15 protein-coding genes are annotated in these 18,045 nt (G+C 59.0%); 10 read left to right on the top strand and 5 right to left on the bottom strand.

The window, feature by feature from the left end:
* Positions 1–181: 181 nt before the first annotated feature.
* Complete coding sequence (locus QK293_RS07455; protein ID WP_282376518.1) at positions 182–616, bottom strand: DoxX family protein; 435 nt, start codon at positions 614–616, stop codon at positions 182–184.
* 103 nt (positions 617–719) lie between these two features.
* Positions 720–2,141 (bottom strand): transglycosylase SLT domain-containing protein, encoded by a 1,422-nt coding sequence (locus tag QK293_RS07450; RefSeq protein WP_282376517.1) that lies wholly within the window; start codon positions 2,139–2,141, stop codon positions 720–722.
* 235 nt (positions 2,142–2,376) lie between these two features.
* On the opposite strand from QK293_RS07450, the gene QK293_RS07445 reads away from it, so the two are divergent.
* Positions 2,377–3,183: a TatD family hydrolase gene (locus QK293_RS07445; protein WP_282376516.1), complete on the top strand. Its 807-nt coding sequence runs from the start codon at positions 2,377–2,379 to the stop codon at positions 3,181–3,183.
* 54 nt (positions 3,184–3,237) lie between these two features.
* Here QK293_RS07445 and QK293_RS07440 read toward each other — a convergent pair whose 3' ends face one another.
* Entirely contained in the window at positions 3,238–4,467 is a 1,230-nt protein-coding gene (locus QK293_RS07440; protein WP_282376514.1) for an acyl-CoA dehydrogenase, read from the bottom strand.
* Between the two features lie 164 nt (positions 4,468–4,631).
* On the opposite strand from QK293_RS07440, the gene QK293_RS07435 reads away from it, so the two are divergent.
* The 3 genes from QK293_RS07435 (at position 4,632) to QK293_RS07425 (ending at position 7,101) form a co-directional block, all read left to right on the top strand.
* Positions 4,632–5,561, top strand: coding sequence for a LysR family transcriptional regulator (locus QK293_RS07435; protein WP_008148497.1), 930 nt, complete (start codon positions 4,632–4,634; stop codon positions 5,559–5,561).
* A gap of 94 nt (positions 5,562–5,655) precedes the next feature.
* Complete coding sequence (locus tag QK293_RS07430; protein WP_282376513.1) at positions 5,656–6,057, top strand: MerR family DNA-binding transcriptional regulator; 402 nt, start codon at positions 5,656–5,658, stop codon at positions 6,055–6,057.
* 144 nt (positions 6,058–6,201) lie between these two features.
* Positions 6,202–7,101 carry a hydroxymethylglutaryl-CoA lyase gene (locus QK293_RS07425; RefSeq protein ID WP_282376512.1) on the top strand — a complete coding sequence of 300 codons (900 nt, stop codon included), beginning with the start codon at positions 6,202–6,204 and terminating at the stop codon, positions 7,099–7,101.
* A gap of 608 nt (positions 7,102–7,709) precedes the next feature.
* Here the strand turns inward: QK293_RS07425 and QK293_RS07420 are convergent.
* Entirely contained in the window at positions 7,710–9,407 is a 1,698-nt protein-coding gene (locus QK293_RS07420; protein WP_282376511.1) for an AMP-binding protein, read from the bottom strand.
* A gap of 249 nt (positions 9,408–9,656) precedes the next feature.
* On the opposite strand from QK293_RS07420, the gene QK293_RS07415 reads away from it, so the two are divergent.
* From QK293_RS07415 to QK293_RS07400, 4 genes are read left to right on the top strand one after another with little or no spacing between them, the layout of a single operon-like run.
* Complete coding sequence (locus tag QK293_RS07415) at positions 9,657–10,820, top strand: isovaleryl-CoA dehydrogenase (protein WP_282376510.1); 1,164 nt, start codon at positions 9,657–9,659, stop codon at positions 10,818–10,820.
* Between the two features lie 12 nt (positions 10,821–10,832).
* Positions 10,833–12,440, top strand: a complete 1,608-nt coding sequence (locus QK293_RS07410) for a carboxyl transferase domain-containing protein (protein WP_282376509.1) — start codon at positions 10,833–10,835, stop codon at positions 12,438–12,440.
* A 13-nt stretch (positions 12,441–12,453) separates the two neighbouring features.
* Positions 12,454–13,269, top strand: a complete 816-nt coding sequence (locus tag QK293_RS07405; protein WP_282376507.1) for a gamma-carboxygeranoyl-CoA hydratase — start codon at positions 12,454–12,456, stop codon at positions 13,267–13,269.
* Positions 13,269–15,218: an acetyl/propionyl/methylcrotonyl-CoA carboxylase subunit alpha gene (locus QK293_RS07400; protein ID WP_282376506.1), complete on the top strand. Its 1,950-nt coding sequence runs from the start codon at positions 13,269–13,271 to the stop codon at positions 15,216–15,218. Before QK293_RS07405 ends, QK293_RS07400 begins: the two co-directional genes overlap by 1 nt.
* 39 nt (positions 15,219–15,257) lie before the next feature.
* Here the strand turns inward: QK293_RS07400 and QK293_RS07395 are convergent, their stop codons facing one another.
* A complete protein-coding gene (locus QK293_RS07395) occupies positions 15,258–15,908 on the bottom strand; it encodes an XRE family transcriptional regulator (protein WP_282376505.1) in 651 nt (216 codons plus the stop codon).
* A 129-nt stretch (positions 15,909–16,037) separates the two neighbouring features.
* On the opposite strand from QK293_RS07395, the gene QK293_RS07390 reads away from it, so the two are divergent.
* Positions 16,038–16,379 (top strand): DUF3077 domain-containing protein, encoded by a 342-nt coding sequence (locus tag QK293_RS07390; RefSeq protein WP_282376504.1) that lies wholly within the window; start codon positions 16,038–16,040, stop codon positions 16,377–16,379.
* Positions 16,380–16,860: 481 nt separating this feature from the next.
* Entirely contained in the window at positions 16,861–18,012 is a 1,152-nt protein-coding gene (locus QK293_RS07385) for a M14-type cytosolic carboxypeptidase (RefSeq protein ID WP_282376503.1), read from the top strand.
* The last annotated feature ends 33 nt before the right edge of the window (positions 18,013–18,045 follow it).

Raw genomic sequence — 18,045 nt, 5'->3', positions numbered from 1 at the left:
GTATTTCGAAGCCTGAATCAAGCTTCTATCGGCAACTGAATGAGTCACCTGGCGCCCCGCAAGTAGCTGTTTAAATCGGCGCATGGGCAGCATCCTAGAGAAGCTGACCGGACAGTGTCAAGAATGACGCACAACAAAAAAGGTTCGCGCAATGCGAGCCTTTTTTGTTGAGACAGAACGGTTAGCCGGCGATGGCGCGGTCAGCCGAGAGCTTGCCGGCGCCTTCAATCAGCACCGCAATGCTGCCGCCGAGCAGGGCCAGGGCGAATTCATAACCGTTGTTGGCCATGAACAGACCGTTATGGATGTGCACCGAGAAGATTGCCACCAGCGAAAGAAAGGTCAGACCGAGCGCTGCCGGGCGAACCAACAAGCCGATGATCAAGGCCAGACCGGCGAAAAACTCGGTACCACCCGCCAGCGTCGCCATCAGGTAGCCCGGTGCCAGACCGATGCTCTCCATGTACTGCGCGGTGCCGGCCAGACCGTAACCACCAAACGCCCCGAAGAGTTTCTGCGAGCCGTGGGCAGCGAAGACGATGCCGACGAAGATCCGCAGAACGGTCAGGCCGTAGCCAGCGCGGGTAAACAGTACCTTGTTGATCAGTGAGCTCATGCTGTGTCATCCATTGTCAGTGTGTGTTGGTTGGCCGCTATATTAATCAGTAAATCATATGATAAAAGCGCAATAAATTCGCCATAAGAATCAATTTATTCGATCATTTACGTGAGACAACTTTCTGCCCCTCGGGCTCCAACGACTCCCGCTCCCGATCGAACGCCAAGTAATACTTGTTCACGCTATTAACATAGCTGACAGGCGCCATCCCCACCTGCTCCATGGCAATGCGTTCGACCTGGAAGAACCACTGATTGGGATTCAAACCGCGCCGACGAGCCTCGGCACGCATGCCCTGAACCCGCTCCGGCCCCATGTTGTAGGCCGCCAGCACGAACGCCATGCGCTCTCGCTCGTTGAGTTTGGGACTGGCAAAGAACTTGCGCCGGATCATCGCCAGGTACTTGGCCCCGGCCTGCACATTAGCGTCGAGATTCTGAATGTTGTTGACCCCCACCCGCTGAGCTGCGGACGGGGTGATCTGCATCAGGCCGGTGGGGCCGCTGCCACTGCGGGCATTGGGTTGCAGGGACGATTCCTTGAACGCCAGTGCCGCCAGGTTCAGCCAGTCCATGCCTTGGGCTTCAGCGTGCTTCTGCAGCACCGGTCGAAGTTTTTCGAGGCGCTGCCGATCAGCCTTGGCCAATGGGTAGTGCACTTGATACAGGCGTCGATAGATCCGCAGGAACGCCACGTCTTGATCCGATGGTTTTTTGTAACCGGTCAGGAAGCGATTAATGCTCGCCCGCAACATTGAGGCGTCGCGGCGCACGAACCAGAATTCTTCGCCCGGTTCACTGATGAGCACCTGCCGATCGAGACGCAATTTGGGCAGGATCTTGCCCCAGCGTTCGGCAATGGGTTGTTCGACGATCGTCAGGTGAAAGATTCCGCCCTGGACCATCTCCAGCACGTCCTCGACTGCCAGACTGGGATCGACCCACTCGATTTTCACCGGTGGCAGCTTGTGCAGCGCGAGCTTTTGATTGATCTGACTGACCGCGTCCACGGCGGCACTGCCGGTCGGCAACGCCAGGGTTTTGCCAGAGAGTTGTTCGAGACGGGTGTAACGTCGCTCGCCTTTGATCCCCACCAGGACCAACGGGATGTTGCTGGCAATCGGCTCACTGGTGCTGACCGCGTGGCCCGGTTGCAGGTCGAGCAGTTCTCCCGGTGCGACAAGATCACCCTCGCCGCGCTGCAAAGCGCCGATCAGTTGATCCTTGGCTTTAGGAATGATCTTGAGGGTAATTTCCTGACCGTCACGGGCGTGACCGTTGAGGTATTGTTCGAAGGCGCGCAAACGGTGGTATTCAACACCGATGGCCTGGCCCTGGACTTCGCCGGAGCTGTTACGGCTCTGGTTGACCAGCACCCGAAGCACACGACTGCTGCGGATTTCCGCCAAGTCGCGCACTTTGCTCGAAGGCACGGCTTGCAGCGGCCCGGCCAGACGCGCGACCGCCGGCATCGGCAGCAGCAACGAACAACACAGCAGTAGCAAAACCGAGGGACGTGTCATCCACTCTCCAGAAAGAATACTGGGCCGATCTCAAGAATTTTCATGAAATCGAACGACAGAAACAGAGCGCCTTGAGCGCTGGCAACGTGCGAAAGACTGGCACAGTGATGGCACCTTAACCATCCCGACCTGTCTCGCGGCATCAAGAGACAGCTACAACTCATTGTAGTTCTTGGCTTTTCTTATAAATCTACAGCTCTGATATGCTTTCCGGCCTTTGGTCCGAGGTAGCACCATGCAACTCATCGATATCGGCGTCAACCTGACCAACCCCAGTTTTGCCGACAAACACCAGGCTGTACTCGACCGCGCCTACGCTGCCGGGATCTGCCAATTGGTGCTCACCGGCACCAGTGTCGAGGGCAGCGAGCAGGCTCTGGAGCTGTGCCAGCAACTGGACGAAACGGCTCAACGGCTGTTCGCCACCGCCGGCATTCACCCTCACTGCGCCAGCGACTGGAACGCCGACAGCGCCCAGCGTCTGCGCAGTTTGCTCAAGGAGCCGAACGTCGTGGCGGTGGGTGAATGCGGACTGGATTTCAATCGTGATTTCTCGCCGCGCCCGCAGCAGGAAAAAGTCCTCGAAGAGCATCTGGCGATGGCGGTCGAGCTGCAATTGCCGGTGTTCCTCCACGAGCGCGACGCCAGTCAGCGCTTGCTGGAAATCCTGCGTGATTACCGTGATCAGTTGCCGGCCGCCGTGGTGCATTGTTTCACCGGCGAAAAGAAGGCGCTGTTCAGCTACCTTGATCTGGATTTACACATCGGCATCACCGGCTGGATCTGCGACGAGCGCCGAGGCACGCATCTGCATCCGCTGGTGAAAGAGATCAAGCGGGGACGGCTAATGCTGGAGAGCGATGCGCCGTATCTGTTGCCGCGCAGCTTGCGCCCCAAGCCGAAGAATGGTCGCAACGAACCGGCGTATCTGACCGAAGTGTTGCGTGAAGTGGCGTTGCATCGTGGGGAGAGCGAGGAAGATCTGGCCGCTCACAGCACGGCGTGTGCGCGAGCATTCTATGGGTTACCTTCGGTTGATTGATGCAGCCTCGACGTTATCGCGAGCCTGATCCAGGCCCGCGATACAAGCCGGGGTTTAGTGACTGCTGCGCATCATCTCTTTAGGCACGTATTTGCCGATCTCGAACTTGCCGATCGCCGCGCGGTGCACTTCGTCCGGGCCGTCGGCCAGGCGCAGGGTGCGTTGCATCGCATACATGTAGGCCAGCGGGAAATCGTTGGAAACCCCTGCCCCGCCATGGATCTGGATCGCCCGGTCGATAACCCGCAAGGCCACGTTCGGTGCGACAACCTTGATCTGAGCGATTTCGCTCTTCGCCACCTTGTTGCCCACGGTGTCCATCATGTACGCCGCTTTCAAGGTCAGGAGCCGCGCCATGTCGATCTCCATCCGCGAGTCGGCGATCTTGTCGATGTTGCCGCCCAGACGGGCCAAGGGTTTACCGAACGCGGTACGGCTCACCGAACGTTTGCACATCAGTTCCAGTGCACGCTCGGCCATGCCGATCGAACGCATGCAGTGGTGAATCCGTCCCGGGCCAAGGCGACCCTGAGCGATTTCAAAACCGCGTCCTTCGCCCAACAAGACGTTTTCGTACGGCACCCGGACGTTTTCGAACAGCACTTCAGCGTGGCCGTGAGGTGCGTCGTCATAACCGAACACCGGTAGCGGACGAACGATCTTCACGCCTGGGGCATCCACCGGTACCAGAATCATCGAGTGCTGCGCATGACGCGGCGCGTCAGGATCGCTCAGGCCCATGAAGATCAGAATCTTGCAGCGTGGATCGCAGGCGCCTGAGGTCCACCATTTTTTGCCGTTGATCACCCATTCGTCGCCATCACGCATGGCGCGGGCGGCCATGTTGGTGGCGTCGGACGAGGCCACGTCCGGTTCAGTCATGGCGAACGCCGAGCGGATCTCGCCGCGCAGCAGCGGTTCGAGCCAGCGTTGCTTCTGTTCTTCGTTGGCGTAGCGCACCAGCACTTCCATGTTGCCCGTGTCTGGCGCGGAGCAGTTGAACGGCTCGGGGCCCAGCAGCGAGCGGCCCATGATTTCCGCCAACGGCGCGTATTCGAGGTTGGTCAAACCCGCACCGAGTTCGGACTCAGGGAGAAACAAATTCCACAGGCCTTCAGCCTTGGCCTTGAGTTTGAGCTCCTCCATGATTGCGGTCGGCTGCCAGCGATCGCCCTCGGCGACCTGGCGCTCGAATACCGCTTCGGCGGGATAAACGTAGGTGTCCATGAACGCGGTCACGCGCTCACGCAGTTCTTGCACCTTGGGCGAATAAGCGAAATCCATGGGCAGCTCTACCTTTTAACTGGGGTTTTGATGAGTTGTTCAGGTCATGCAATCGATGCTAGAACAGCTACGAAAATTTACCTAGCCTATTCTCGGCGTGTATTAACATTCATCACCGATATATGATCGGCTGATCGAGAGCCCCACAATAAGAGTGCAGCGCAATGAATCTGAGCAAGGTCGACCTCAACCTTTTCATCGTCTTCGACGCGATCTACACCGAAGCCAACCTGACTCGCGCCGGGCAGATTGTCGGCATTACTCAGCCGGCGGTCTCGAACGCTCTGGCCCGTCTGCGCGAGACCTTCAATGACCCGTTGTTCGTGCGCACCGCTCAGGGCATGGTCCCGACGCCGATGGCCCAGAACATTATCGGGCCGGTGCGTAACGCCCTCTCCTTGCTGCGGGTGTCGGTGCAGGAAAGCCGCATTTTCAACCCGTTGCAGGCGGTCAAGACCTATCGCATCAGCATGACCGACCTCACCGAAGCGGTGATCCTGCCGCCACTGTTCCAGCGTCTGCGGCGCCTGGCGCCGACGGTGATCATTGAAAGCTTTCTGTCCAAGCGCCGCGAAACCACCAAGGAACTGGCGGCCGGGCGTCTCGATTTCGCGGTGGATGCGCCGCTGAACACTGACCCGCAAGTGCGCCACGTCAAATTGATGGAAGACCGTTACGTCTGCGCCATGCGCAAAGGCCATCCGCTGGCGGGCAAAGAGAAGTTCACCCTCGATGATTATCTGTCGCTGACTCACATTCACATTTCCAGCCGCCGTAGTGGTCTGGGCCATGTCGACCTGGCCTTGGGCAAAATGGGCATTCAGCGCAAAATCGCCCTGCGTTCCCAGCACTACTTGATGGCGTCCCAAGTGCTGCAGCAGACCGACATGGTCATGACCGTGCCGGAACGCTTCGCCCGTCGCCATGACCTGTACTCGGTGAACCTGCCGGTCAACGATGTGCCGCCGGTGGAAACCCACCTCTATTGGCACGAAAGCACTGATCAGGACCCGGCCAACCGCTGGATGCGCGAGCAGATGATCGAGTTGTGCCAGCAGGTGACGGCACATGAGAAGAAGCTCGACAAAGTGTAGGAATCATCTGATAGACGGAGGATCAGGGCGCGATGCTTGACGTAAACGTCAACCTGCCTTTAGCTTAGCGCCATGACCTTTTTCGAGCGCGCCCATGAGCAGCCAGACCTATAGCATTTCCGACCTCGCCCGCGAGCTCGACATCACCACCCGGGCCATCCGCTTTTATGAAGAGCAAGGCCTGCTCAGCCCCGAGCGACGCGGTCAGGAGCGCATCTACTCGCCCCGCGACAAGGTCAGCCTGAAGCTGATCCTGCGGGGCAAGCGCATTGGTTTCTCCCTGGCCGAATGCCGCGAGCTGATCGAACTCTACGACCCCACCGGTGGCAATCAGAAACAGCTGCAAACCATGCTGACCAAAATCGCCGAACGTCGTGAACAGCTGGAGCAGCAGATGCTCGACATCGAACAGATGAAGCTGGAACTGGACACCGCTCAGGAGCGTTGCACCCAGGCGCTGGAACAGACCATCAAGAGCCAGGAAGTGGTTCAGTAATCGTACGAAATGATCGTTCCCACGCTCTGCGTGGGAATGCAGCCCGTGACGCTCCGCGTCACATCCAGAAGCGGACGCAGAGCGTCCATTGAGGCATTCCCACGCAGAGCGTGGGAACGATCCCTAACTGACAGGTGAATTCTTATGTCCCTTCCCGCCCACGTACGCCTGGTCGAAGTCGGCCCACGCGACGGTCTGCAAAACGAAGCTCAACCCATCAGTGTTGCGGACAAGGTGCAACTGGTCGACGCGCTGACCGCCGCCGGTCTCGGCTATATAGAAGTCGGCAGTTTCGTCTCGCCCAAATGGGTGCCGCAGATGGCCGGCTCTGCTGAGGTCTTCGCGCAAATCCAGCGCAAGCCTGGCGTGACCTATGGTGCACTTGCCCCCAACCTGCGCGGGTTTGAAGACGCCATTGCGGCCGGGGTCAAGGAAGTCGCGGTGTTCGCTGCGGCGTCGGAAGCGTTTTCCCAGCGCAACATCAATTGCTCGATCAGCGAAAGTCTGGAGCGCTTCGTGCCTATCATGGACGCCGCCAGGCAACAGGGTGTCAGCGTGCGCGGTTACGTGTCCTGTGTGCTGGGCTGCCCCTACGAAGGTAACGTCGCGCCTGCGCAAGTCGCGTGGGTCGCCCGCGAGCTCTACGCGATGGGCTGCTATGAAGTTTCCCTGGGCGACACCATCGGCATCGGCACCGCTGGCGCAACCCGCAAGATGTTCGAGGTGGTGTCGGCCGACGTACCCCGTGAAAAACTGGCCGGGCACTTCCACGACACTTATGGTCAGGCCATGGCCAACATCTACGCCAGTCTGCTGGACGGCATCTCGGTGTTCGACAGTTCCATCGCCGGCCTCGGCGGCTGCCCGTACGCCAAGGGCGCCAGCGGTAACGTCGCTACCGAAGACGTGGTTTACCTGCTCAATGGCCTGGGTATCGAGACCGGTATCGACCTGGACGCCTTGATTTTGGCAGGTCAGCAAATTTGCACGGTGCTGGGACGTCCGACCGGTTCGCGCGTGGCCAAGGCTCGCAGCGCACAGTGAGGCCTCGGGGTGTTACCGCTGCCTCTGGAACGTGGGCAAAAGCGAGTAACACGGAAACAAATTGTCGCGCCTTGATTGAACGTAAAATCCTACAAAATTTCAAGCCGTTGATTTTAAAGACTTTTATAAAGTTGGCACGGCTTCTGCTATCTCTATTGCATAACAAGAACAAAAAAAGCGGCAACCTAATAAAAATAAGACGTAACGACTCTGACATAACAAAAACAACACGGCAGAGACGCAGCTAACAGATTTTTTTGGAGAGGATGTGCTTTTCAGGGTGCTTTTCGGAGTAACCCGCAACCGGGCAGAGAACAATAAAACTACCTTCAGGTAGCTCCCGAACTGGTTGGATCGCTTAGCGAAAAAGTAGATCAGCGCTCAAAAAAATACGTTTGCTCTTGATCCCGGATGGGGATCGACAAAAACAGCGGTAAAGGGTCACGGTTTCTAAAAACAAAAACAGACCGCCCCTCAATAATAAAAAAAGAGCACGCGCAACGACAAAATTAAAGGGGAGCTTCGGCTCCCCTTTGTGCTTTCTGGCGTTTGTAATTTCCAGCGCCGTCCTCTGTGGGAGCGAGCTCGCTTCTCACAGGGGATTATCGTCAGATGGTATTGGTTTGCAGCTCCTCGATACTGATCTCGCGCATTCGAAACTTCTGAACTTTCCCCGTCACCGTCATCGGAAATTCCTCGACGAACTTAAAGTAACGCGGTGTCTTGAAGTGCGCGATGCGTTCCTTGCACCAGGCTTGCAGCTCCTGCTCGGTGGCGCTGTGGCCCGGATGGAATTTGATCCAGGCGACAATCTCTTCGCCATAACGCGAACACGGAATCCCGATCACCTGCACATCGGCTACCGCCGGGTGGGTAAAGAAAAACTCTTCCAATTCCCGTGGGTAAATGTTCTCACCGCCGCGGATGATCATGTCCTTGTTACGCCCGGCAATGCACACGTAGCCTTCGTCGTTCATGCTCGCCAGATCACCGGTGTGCATCCAGCCGGCCTGGTCGATCGCTTCCGCGGTGCCTTGCGGGTTGTTCCAGTAACCGAGCATCACGCTGTAACCGCGCGTGCACAGTTCACCGACAGTGCCCCGCAACACCAGGTTGCCCGCCTCGTCGATGATCTTGCTTTCCAGTTGCGGCTGGGTGCGGCCGACGGTGGTGACGCGCAATTCCAGTTCGTCTGACGGACCGGTCTGCAACGACACCGGACTTGTTTCCGTCATGCCGTAGGCAATCTGCACTTCGCTCATGTGCATGTCACTGATGACCCGGCGCATCACCTCGATCGGACACGTCGCCCCGGCCATGATCCCGGTACGCAGGCTCGACAGATCGAAATCGGCGCGTTTGGGTTGATCGAGCATGGCGATAAACATCGTCGGCACACCGTAGAGTGCAGTGGCCTTTTCTTCGGCGACAGTGGTCAGGGTCAGCAGCGGATCGAAGGCATCGTTGGGGTAAATCATGGTGCTGCCGTGGGTCATGCAACCGAGGTTGCCCATGACCATGCCGAAGCAGTGATACAGCGGCACCGGGATGACCAGACGATCACTCGCGGTCAACCCGAGGCTTTCGCCGACCATGTAACCGTTGTTGAGAATGTTGTAGTGACTGAGGGTCGCGCCCTTCGGAAAACCGGTGGTACCGGAGGTGTACTGGATGTTTACCGCCTGGTCGAAATGCAGACTGTCCTGACGTTCGCTCAACTGCTCTGTCGACACGCTCCTCGCGAGATCAGCTAATTGCGACCATGGCAGGAAACCCGATGGCGGCTGTGCATCTAGACTGATGACACCACGCAGCTCTGGCAGTCGTTCGCTTTGCAACTTTCCGATGGATTGCTCAGCCAGCTCGGGAATGAGGCCTTGCAGCATCCCGTGATAGTCGGAGGTCTTGAAAGCGCCTGCGCAAACCAGCCATTGGCAACCGGATTGCTTCAACACGTATTCAAGTTCGGAACTGCGATAGGCCGGGTTGATGTTGACCAGAATCACGCCGATTTTCGCGCTGGCGAACTGGCTGATACACCACTGGGCGCAGTTCGGTGCCCAGATACCCAGACGATCACCGGTCTGCAAACCCAGCGCCAACAGCGCTTTGGCATGCAGGTCCACGGCTTGGGCCAGTTGCTTCCAGGTGTACCGCAACTGTTGATGGCGCACGACCAGCGCCTCCCCGGTCGGATACTGCGCGACGGTATTATCGAATGCCTGGCCGATGGTCATCGCCAGCAAGGCTTTGTCCTGGGCACCACGGGTATAGCTGCGCGGCGGGCTTGCACTGGGTTGATCCATGACGACCCCTATTGTCTTTATTGTAGGAGCGAGCGGTGCGGCGATCCGACTTGCCCGCGATGGGAGCACTGCGGTGTAACTATACGACCGCGTTATCGTTCTTCGCGAGCAAGCTTTGCTCCTACAGTCGCTCAAGTTGACGTTAACGTAAAGGGTGATTGACAGCCATCCGTCACAGGCTTACGTTAACGTAAAGGTGAGAGCCAAATCACTGCCCTCCCTACCTACAAAAAAGCCAAAAGGTGACCCATGAGCTACCCATCCCTGAACTTTGCCCTCGGTGAAACCATCGACATGCTGCGTGATCAGGTTCAGTCCTTCGTCGCCAAAGAGATCGCACCACGCGCCGCTCAGATCGACATCGACAACCTCTTCCCCGCCGACCTGTGGCGTAAATTCGGTGACATGGGCCTGCTGGGCGTCACCGTGCCGGAAGAGTATGGCGGCGCTGGCCTGGGTTACCTGGCCCACGTGGTGATCATGGAAGAAATCAGCCGTGGTTCGGCCTCGGTCGCCCTGTCCTACGGCGCGCATTCCAACCTCTGCGTCAACCAGATCAACCGCAACGGCAATCACGAGCAGAAAACCAAATACCTGCCGAAGCTGATCAGCGGCGAGCACATTGGCGCCCTGGCCATGAGCGAACCGAATGCCGGCTCCGACGTGGTGTCGATGAAACTGCGCGCCGACAAATGCGGCGATCACTACGTCCTCAACGGCAGCAAAACCTGGATCACCAACGGCCCTGACGCCAACACCTACGTGATCTACGCCAAGACTGACCTGGAAAAAGGGCCTCACGGCATCACCGCGTTCATCGTTGAACGTGATTCCAAAGGCTTTAGCCGCAGCAACAAATTCGACAAGCTCGGCATGCGCGGTTCAAACACCTGCGAGCTGTTCTTCGATGACGTCGAAGTGCCGGAAGAAAACATCCTCGGCGTGCTCAATGGCGGCGTGAAGGTGCTGATGAGCGGCCTCGATTACGAACGCGTTGTTCTGTCCGGCGGCCCGACCGGGATTATGCAGGCCTGCATGGACCTCATCGTTCCGTACATCCACGACCGCAAGCAGTTTGGCCAAAGCATCGGTGAATTCCAGCTGATCCAGGGCAAGGTCGCCGACATGTACACCCAACTCAATGCCAGCCGTGCCTACCTTTATGCGGTAGCGCAAGCGTGCGAACGCGGCGAAACCACCCGCAAGGATGCCGCCGGTGTGATCCTTTATAGCGCCGAACGCGCCACACAAATGGCCCTCGACGCGATTCAGATTCTCGGTGGCAACGGCTACATCAACGAATTCCCGGCCGGGCGTCTGCTGCGTGACGCCAAGCTGTACGAAATCGGCGCCGGCACCAGTGAGATCCGTCGCATGCTGATCGGTCGCGAACTGTTCAACGAAACCCGCTAAACGGAGCTGTCCATGGCTATTCTGCATACCCAGCTCAACCCCCGTTCGGCGGAGTTCGCGGCCAACAGCGCGGCAATGCTCAAACAGGTCGACGCCCTGCACACCCTGCTCGCGCAAGTGCAGCAAGGTGGCGGCCCGAAAGCTCAAGAGCGCCACACCTCGCGGGGCAAACTGCTGCCCCGTGAGCGGATCAATCGCTTGCTCGATCCGGGTTCGCCGTTTCTCGAGATCAGCCAATTGGCGGCCTACAAGGTGTATGGCGAAGACGTGCCGGCCGCTGGCGTGATTGCCGGGATCGGCCGTGTGGAAGGCGTCGAATGCATGATCGTCGCCAACGATGCCACCGTGAAAGGCGGCTCGTACTACCCGCTGACCGTGAAAAAACACCTGCGCGCGCAAACCATCGCCCAGCAGAACCGCTTGCCGTGCATCTACCTGGTGGACTCCGGCGGCGCCAACCTGCCGCGTCAGGATGAAGTGTTCCCGGACCGTGAGCACTTCGGAAGAATCTTCTTCAACCAGGCCAACATGAGCGCCATGGGCATTCCGCAAATCGCGGTGGTCATGGGTTCCTGCACCGCTGGTGGCGCGTACGTGCCGGCCATGGCGGACGAAGCGATCATGGTCCGCGAACAGGCAACCATTTTCCTCGCCGGCCCACCGCTGGTGAAAGCCGCGACCGGTGAAGTGGTCAGCGCCGAAGACCTCGGCGGGGCCGATGTGCACTGCAAGATTTCCGGGGTGGCCGACCATTACGCCGAGAGTGATGAACACGCCTTGGCCATTGCGCGGCGCAGCATCGCCAACCTCAACTGGCGCAAACTCGGCGAAGTGCAACAGCGCACGCCCATCGCCCCGCTCTACAACAGCGACGAGTTGTACGGCGTGGTGTCGGCGGACGCCAAGCAGCCGTTCGACGTGCGCGAAGTGATCGCGCGGTTGGTGGACGGTTCGGTGTTCGACGAGTTCAAGGCGCTGTTCGGGACGACGCTGGTATGCGGTTTTGCCTACTTGCACGGTTACCCGATCGCGATCCTCGCCAACAACGGCATCCTCTTCGCCGAAGCCGCGCAGAAAGGCGCGCACTTCATCGAGCTGGCCTGTCAGCGCGGCATTCCACTGTTGTTTCTGCAAAACATCACCGGTTTCATGGTCGGCCAGAAATACGAGGCCGGCGGCATCGCCAAGCACGGCGCGAAACTGGTGACCGCCGTGGCGTGCGCCAAGGTGCCGAAATTCACGGTGATCATCGGCGGTAGCTTCGGCGCCGGTAACTACGGTATGTGCGGCCGGGCTTACGATCCGCGTTTCCTGTGGATGTGGCCGAATGCGCGGATCGGTGTGATGGGCGCCGAGCAAGCCGCGGGTGTTTTGGTGCAGGTTAAACGCGAGCAGGCCGAGCGCAGTGGCCACAGTTTCAGTGCCGAGCAGGAAGCCGAGATCAAGCAACCGATCCTCGACCAGTATGAAGAACAGGGTCATCCCTACTACTCCAGCGCCCGGTTGTGGGACGACGGCGTCATCGACCCGGCGCAAACCCGCGATGTATTGGCCCTGGCCTTGTCGGCGTCGCTGAATGCGCCTGTCGAACAGAGCCGCTTCGGCGTGTTTCGGATGTGATCGGGAGAAAATCATGAGCGACTTCAACACCCTCGAACTGCTGAGCGATCCAAGGGGTTTTGCGACTCTGTGGCTCAGCCGTGAAGAAAAGAACAACGCCTTCAACGCCGAAATGATCCGCGAACTGATCCTCGCGCTGGACAAAGTGTCGAGCGATGCCAGTCTGCGTTTCCTGTTAGTGCGTGGACGCGGCAAGCATTTCAGCGCCGGCGCAGACCTTGCCTGGATGCAGCAGTCGGCCGAACTCGATTACCACACCAATCTCGACGACGCCCGGGAACTGGCGGAGTTGATGTACAACCTCGCCAAGCTCAAAGTCCCGACGCTGGCGGTGGTGCAAGGCGCTGCATTCGGTGGCGCGTTGGGCCTGATCAGTTGCTGCGACATGGCCATCGGCGCCGACGACGCGCAGTTCTGCCTGTCGGAAGTGCGTATCGGACTGGCGCCGGCGGTGATCAGCCCGTTCGTGGTGCAAGCCATCGGCGAACGCGCGGCACGGCGCTACGCGCTGACCGCCGAGCGTTTCGGCGGACAACGAGCACGGGAAATCGGCTTGTTGTCGGAGAGTTATCCGATCGCTGAGCTGGAACTGAACGTCGAGCAATGGATCGACAACCTGCTGCTCAACAGCCCGGCCGCCATGCGTGCCAGCAAGGACTTGCTGCGTGAAGTCGGCCACGGCGCGCTGACCCCGGCGCTGCGGCGCTACACCGAAAACGCCATCGCCCGCATCCGCGTCAGCCCCGAAGGCCAGGAAGGCCTGCGGGCCTTTCTGCAAAAACGTCCGCCGAGCTGGCAAGCCGCAACCACCACCAAGGAGTCGCGTTGATGAGCGCACCTGTTCTCACCACCCTGCTGGTGGCCAACCGCGGCGAAATCGCTTGCCGGGTGATGCGTACCGCGAAGGCCTTGGGCCTGACCACCGTGGCCGTGCACAGCGCCACTGACCGTGAAGCCCGGCACAGCCGCGAAGCGGATATCCGCGTCGACCTCGGTGGCAGCAAAGCTGCTGACAGTTACCTGCAAATCGACAAACTGATCGCCGCCGCCAAGGCCAGCGGCGCTCAGGCGATTCATCCGGGTTATGGCTTTCTGTCCGAGAACGCCGGGTTCGCCCGCGCCATCGAAGAAGCGGGCCTGATCTTCCTCGGCCCGCCCGCCTCGGCCATTGACGCGATGGGCAGCAAATCCGCCGCCAAAGCCTTGATGGAAACCGCCGGCGTGCCATTGGTGCCTGGTTACCACGGCGAGGCGCAGGACCTCGACACCTTCCGCGACGCTTGCGAACACATCGGTTATCCGGTGCTGCTCAAGGCGACTGCCGGTGGCGGCGGCAAAGGCATGAAAGTGGTCGAGGACGTCAGTCAATTGGCCGAAGCCCTGGCCTCGGCTCAGCGTGAAGCGCAATCGTCGTTCGGCGATTCGCGGATGCTGGTGGAGAAGTACCTGCTCAAACCGCGTCACGTGGAAATCCAGGTCTTCGCCGACCAGCATGGCAACTGCCTGTACCTCAACGAACGGGACTGCTCGATTCAGCGTCGGCACCAGAAAGTCGTTGAAGAAGCACCCGCTCCTGGCTTGAGCCCGGAACTGCGTCGCGCCATGGGCGAAGCGGCCGTGCGTTCGGCGCAAGCCATCGGCTATGTCGGCGCTGGCACCGTGGAGTTTTTGCTGGATGCACGGGGCGAATTCTTCTTTATGGAGATGAACACGCGCCTGCAGGTCGAACACCCGGTCACCGAAGCCATCACCGGCCTCGATCTGGTGGCCTGGCAGATTCGTGTGGCCCGCGGCGAAGCGCTGCCGATGACTCAAGCCGAGGTTCCGCTGATCGGCCATGCCATCGAAGTGCGCTTGTATGCCGAAGACCCGGGCAATGATTTCCTGCCGGCTACCGGCCGACTGGAGCTCTATCGCGAATCCGCGGAGGGTCCGGGACGGCGGGTGGACAGCGGTGTCGAAGAAGGCGACGAGATCTCGCCGTTCTACGACCCGATGCTCGGCAAACTGATTGCCTGGGGCGAGGATCGTGAACAGGCGCGACTGCGGCTGCTGAGCATGCTCGATGAGTTTGCCATTGGCGGGCTCAAGACCAACATCAACTTCCTGCGCCGGATAGTCGGCCATCCGGCGTTCGCTGCGGCCGAACTGGATACCGGGTTCATTCCGCGTTATCAGGAAGAACTGCTGCCCGCTGCCGCGGACCTCAGTGACGAGTTCTGGCAAGCCGCCGCCCAGGCGTTTGCCCAGAGCCAGCCGAACGCGACCCGTGCCGATGACCTGAGTTCGCCTTGGGGTATCAGTAACGGTTTCCGAGCCGGACTGCCGCGCGAAATCACGTTGCATTTGAGCAGTGAAGGACAAGACCGGGCGCTGACTTTTGGCGACACCTGCTTGGCACATCTCAAGGGCGAGCAACTGTTGACCGAGCACAACGGCCTGCGCCGCCAGCATCGGGCAATCCGCCGTGGCGACGTTCTGTATCTGCAATGGGAAGGTGAATTGCGCCGCATCGAGTCCTACGACCCGATCAGTGCCGTCGAGGCCAGTCACAGCCATCAGGGCGGGCTGACCGCGCCCATGAATGGCAGCATCGTGCGGGTACTGGTGGAAGCCGGACAAACGGTCGAAGCCGGGGCGCAACTGGTGGTGCTGGAAGCGATGAAGATGGAGCACAGCATTCGTGCGCCACACGCCGGGGTGATCAAGGCGCTGTATTGCCAGGAAGGCGAGATGGTCAGTGAAGGCAGTGCGTTGGTCGAGTTGGAAGAAGCGTGAAATGAAGATCGGTCCTACGTCTTGCGAGGACCGATCTGATTAGAATTTGGCGGTTGCCTGAACCACTACGCCGATAATTCGGCACTCTTCGGTGTAAAGGGCTTTCGGATAGGTCGGATTGAGCGGGACCAGGTAACGCTGCCCGCCCTCTTCGATCAGCTTGCGAAAGGTCGCCTCGGCGCTGTCCGGCCACTGGGCGATCACCAGTTTTCCGGGTTCCGGCACGATGGCCGGGTCCACCAGGATCATCATGCCCTCGGCAATGCTGATACCCGTGGGCGCGGTCATCGCATCGCCCACCACATTCAGCCAGAAGGCCGGGCCCTGGGCGTGGTAGTCGGTCAGCTCGAAGCGTTCCTCCTTGCGATACACCGTCAGCTCACCATCGCGCAGCTGCGCCGGCTCCTTCCAGTCACTGACCGGGTAGCGGAAGTACGGGTTGTACTTCAGCGCCAGAGGTATCTCCTCCTCTTCCAAGATGAGTGGTTCGCGGATCACCAGCGCCACTTCGAGAAAGTCCATGCCCAGCGCCTTCAACACACGGTTCATGTTGACGACGCCGGGATCGCGGCGTTTGTTCAGCCAGTGGCCGACGCCGCCCTGGGACATCCCGAGGCGATCTGCGAGTTCATCTTGAGTGACTTTGAGTTCACTCATCTTGGCCTTGACCAATTCAATCCATTTATCCATGTGCGGCACGATACGTGGGGGACTCCGACCATCAAAACACAAATTGTAGTATTTAAACTCTCGTCATAAATACAGTACGTACTAGGATGGGTTCACGGATCTGAATCTATCACGGAGCTCGCCATCGCCATGTCCATCCCCTGCAACGACCTGCCAGACATGCAAATCGATACCAGCCTCACCTCGCCCAAAGGCTCTGCCGCCGCGCAACGCGCGTTGGACTATTACTTGAAACCAACTGTTTCAGAGGAAGTGGTCGAAGAACGTTTCTTTGACGTGAACCGCAACATCAGCTGCGAAGAGGCGCTGGTCCATGCTTCGGATCTGTTGCGTTGTGCCGCCGCCACCGCGTACGAATCAGCCAGCAATTTGCACGGCGCAAACCGCGACCTGGCGTTTTCGACGGTACACATGATCGACATGGCCAAGGCAATGGTGGATCGATCCCTGGAGGGCGATCAGAACGAGTGAGACGAGGGTGCTTACGAGGAGGACGGGAAAGATTTTCCCAATCGTGCAGACAAAAAAATTTGACTTGCAAACGAGAATGATTATTATTGCATGCAGCTGGTCGCGAGATCAGTCGATTGTCCAAGTGACCTTAGGTCGGTCTCCTGGACTCTCTCCTCATCAGGCTAATCACGGTTTTTGACCCGGCTTTTTGCCGGGTCTTTTTTTTGCCAGTTATTCTGGCTTTGCCTTCAGGCTAATGAAGTCTTTAGGTGCTGCAAATTCGATGGCGCGGATGATATCAAAAGAATATCCGTTGGCAAGAGAAGCCCGGCATCATTGGCCCAAACCAATCAAAAGTAGCACTTGAGAATCAATCGCACAGTCTCTAAGCTGCGTCGGCGTCAAGGAGGACGCCCCCGCGTCACCTCAGAATTCCCCCCGGTTTTTCCCTTCCCAGCGTGTAAAGTAGCAGCCAGAAAATCATATTCAGGAATCGACTATGGCCGTGGCTAAATCCTCTTTCGACATCAGTGCCAACTTCGACAGTGGCAACATTGAAGTGCTGGACATCAGCAATCCGTTGCAAGCTCTGCTGGCCATCCAGCCGGACACCCGCAGCCAGCACTTTCAGTGGTTCCACTTCAAGGCCAGCGGCCTGCACGTCGGTCAGGAACACTGGTTTCGTCTGAACAATGCCAGCAAGTCTTCGTACAACAAAGCCTGGGATGGTTATCAGGCGGTCGCGTCCTACGACCACGTCAACTGGTTCCGGGTGCCGACCATATTCGAAGGTGACTGCCTGCGCTTCAGCCTTGAAGCCACCGCCACCCACGCCTGGTTTGCTTACTTCGAACCCTACAGCCGCGGTCGCCATGACTGGTTGATCGAGCAGGCGCTGGCCAAGGCCGGCACCGAACTGCTGGCCACCGGCAAGAGCGTCGAAGGCCGGGACATCCAGCTGCTGCGTAAAGGCACGGGTGCCGAAGGTCAACGCAAGGTCTGGATCATCGCCCAGCAACACCCCGGCGAACACATGGCCGAGTGGTTCATGGAAGGCGTGATTGAACGTCTGGAAAAGCACGACGATCCTGTACTGAGCAAATTACTGGCCAGCGCCGACCTGTACCTGGTGCCTAACATGAACCCGGACGGCGCTTTCCACGGTCACCTGCGCACCAACGCCATGGGCCAGGACCTGAACCGCGCCTGGCAGAGTGCCAGCCAGGAAGTCAGCCCGGAAGTGCTGTTCGTTCAGCAGCAAATGGAACAGTACGGCGTGGACCTGTTCCTCGACATCCACGGCGATGAAGAGATCCCCTATGTGTTCACCGCCGGTTGCGAAGGCAACCCAGGCTACACGCCGCGGATCGAAAAACTCGAAGAGCATTTCCGCAGCCATCTCAAGCACCTGACCAAGGACTTCCAGACCAAGCACGGCTACACCCGCGACGAGCCGGGCAAAGCCAACATGACCCTGGCGTGCAACAGCGTCGGCGAGAAATTCGACTGCCTGTCGCTGACCCTGGAAATGCCGTTCAAGGACAACAACGATGCACCTAATGTGCTGACCGGCTGGTCCGGCAAGCGCTCGAAGCAGTTGGGCAAGGATGTGCTGACCACCGTCGCGGACATGGTCAACACTCTGCGCTGATTGCCAGATCCATGTAGCAGCTGCCGAAGGCTG

Source organism: Pseudomonas sp. AL03 (genome assembly GCF_029960815.1).
Lineage (GTDB): Bacteria > Pseudomonadota > Gammaproteobacteria > Pseudomonadales > Pseudomonadaceae > Aquipseudomonas.
This window is presented reverse-complemented; position numbering and strand designations above follow the sequence as displayed.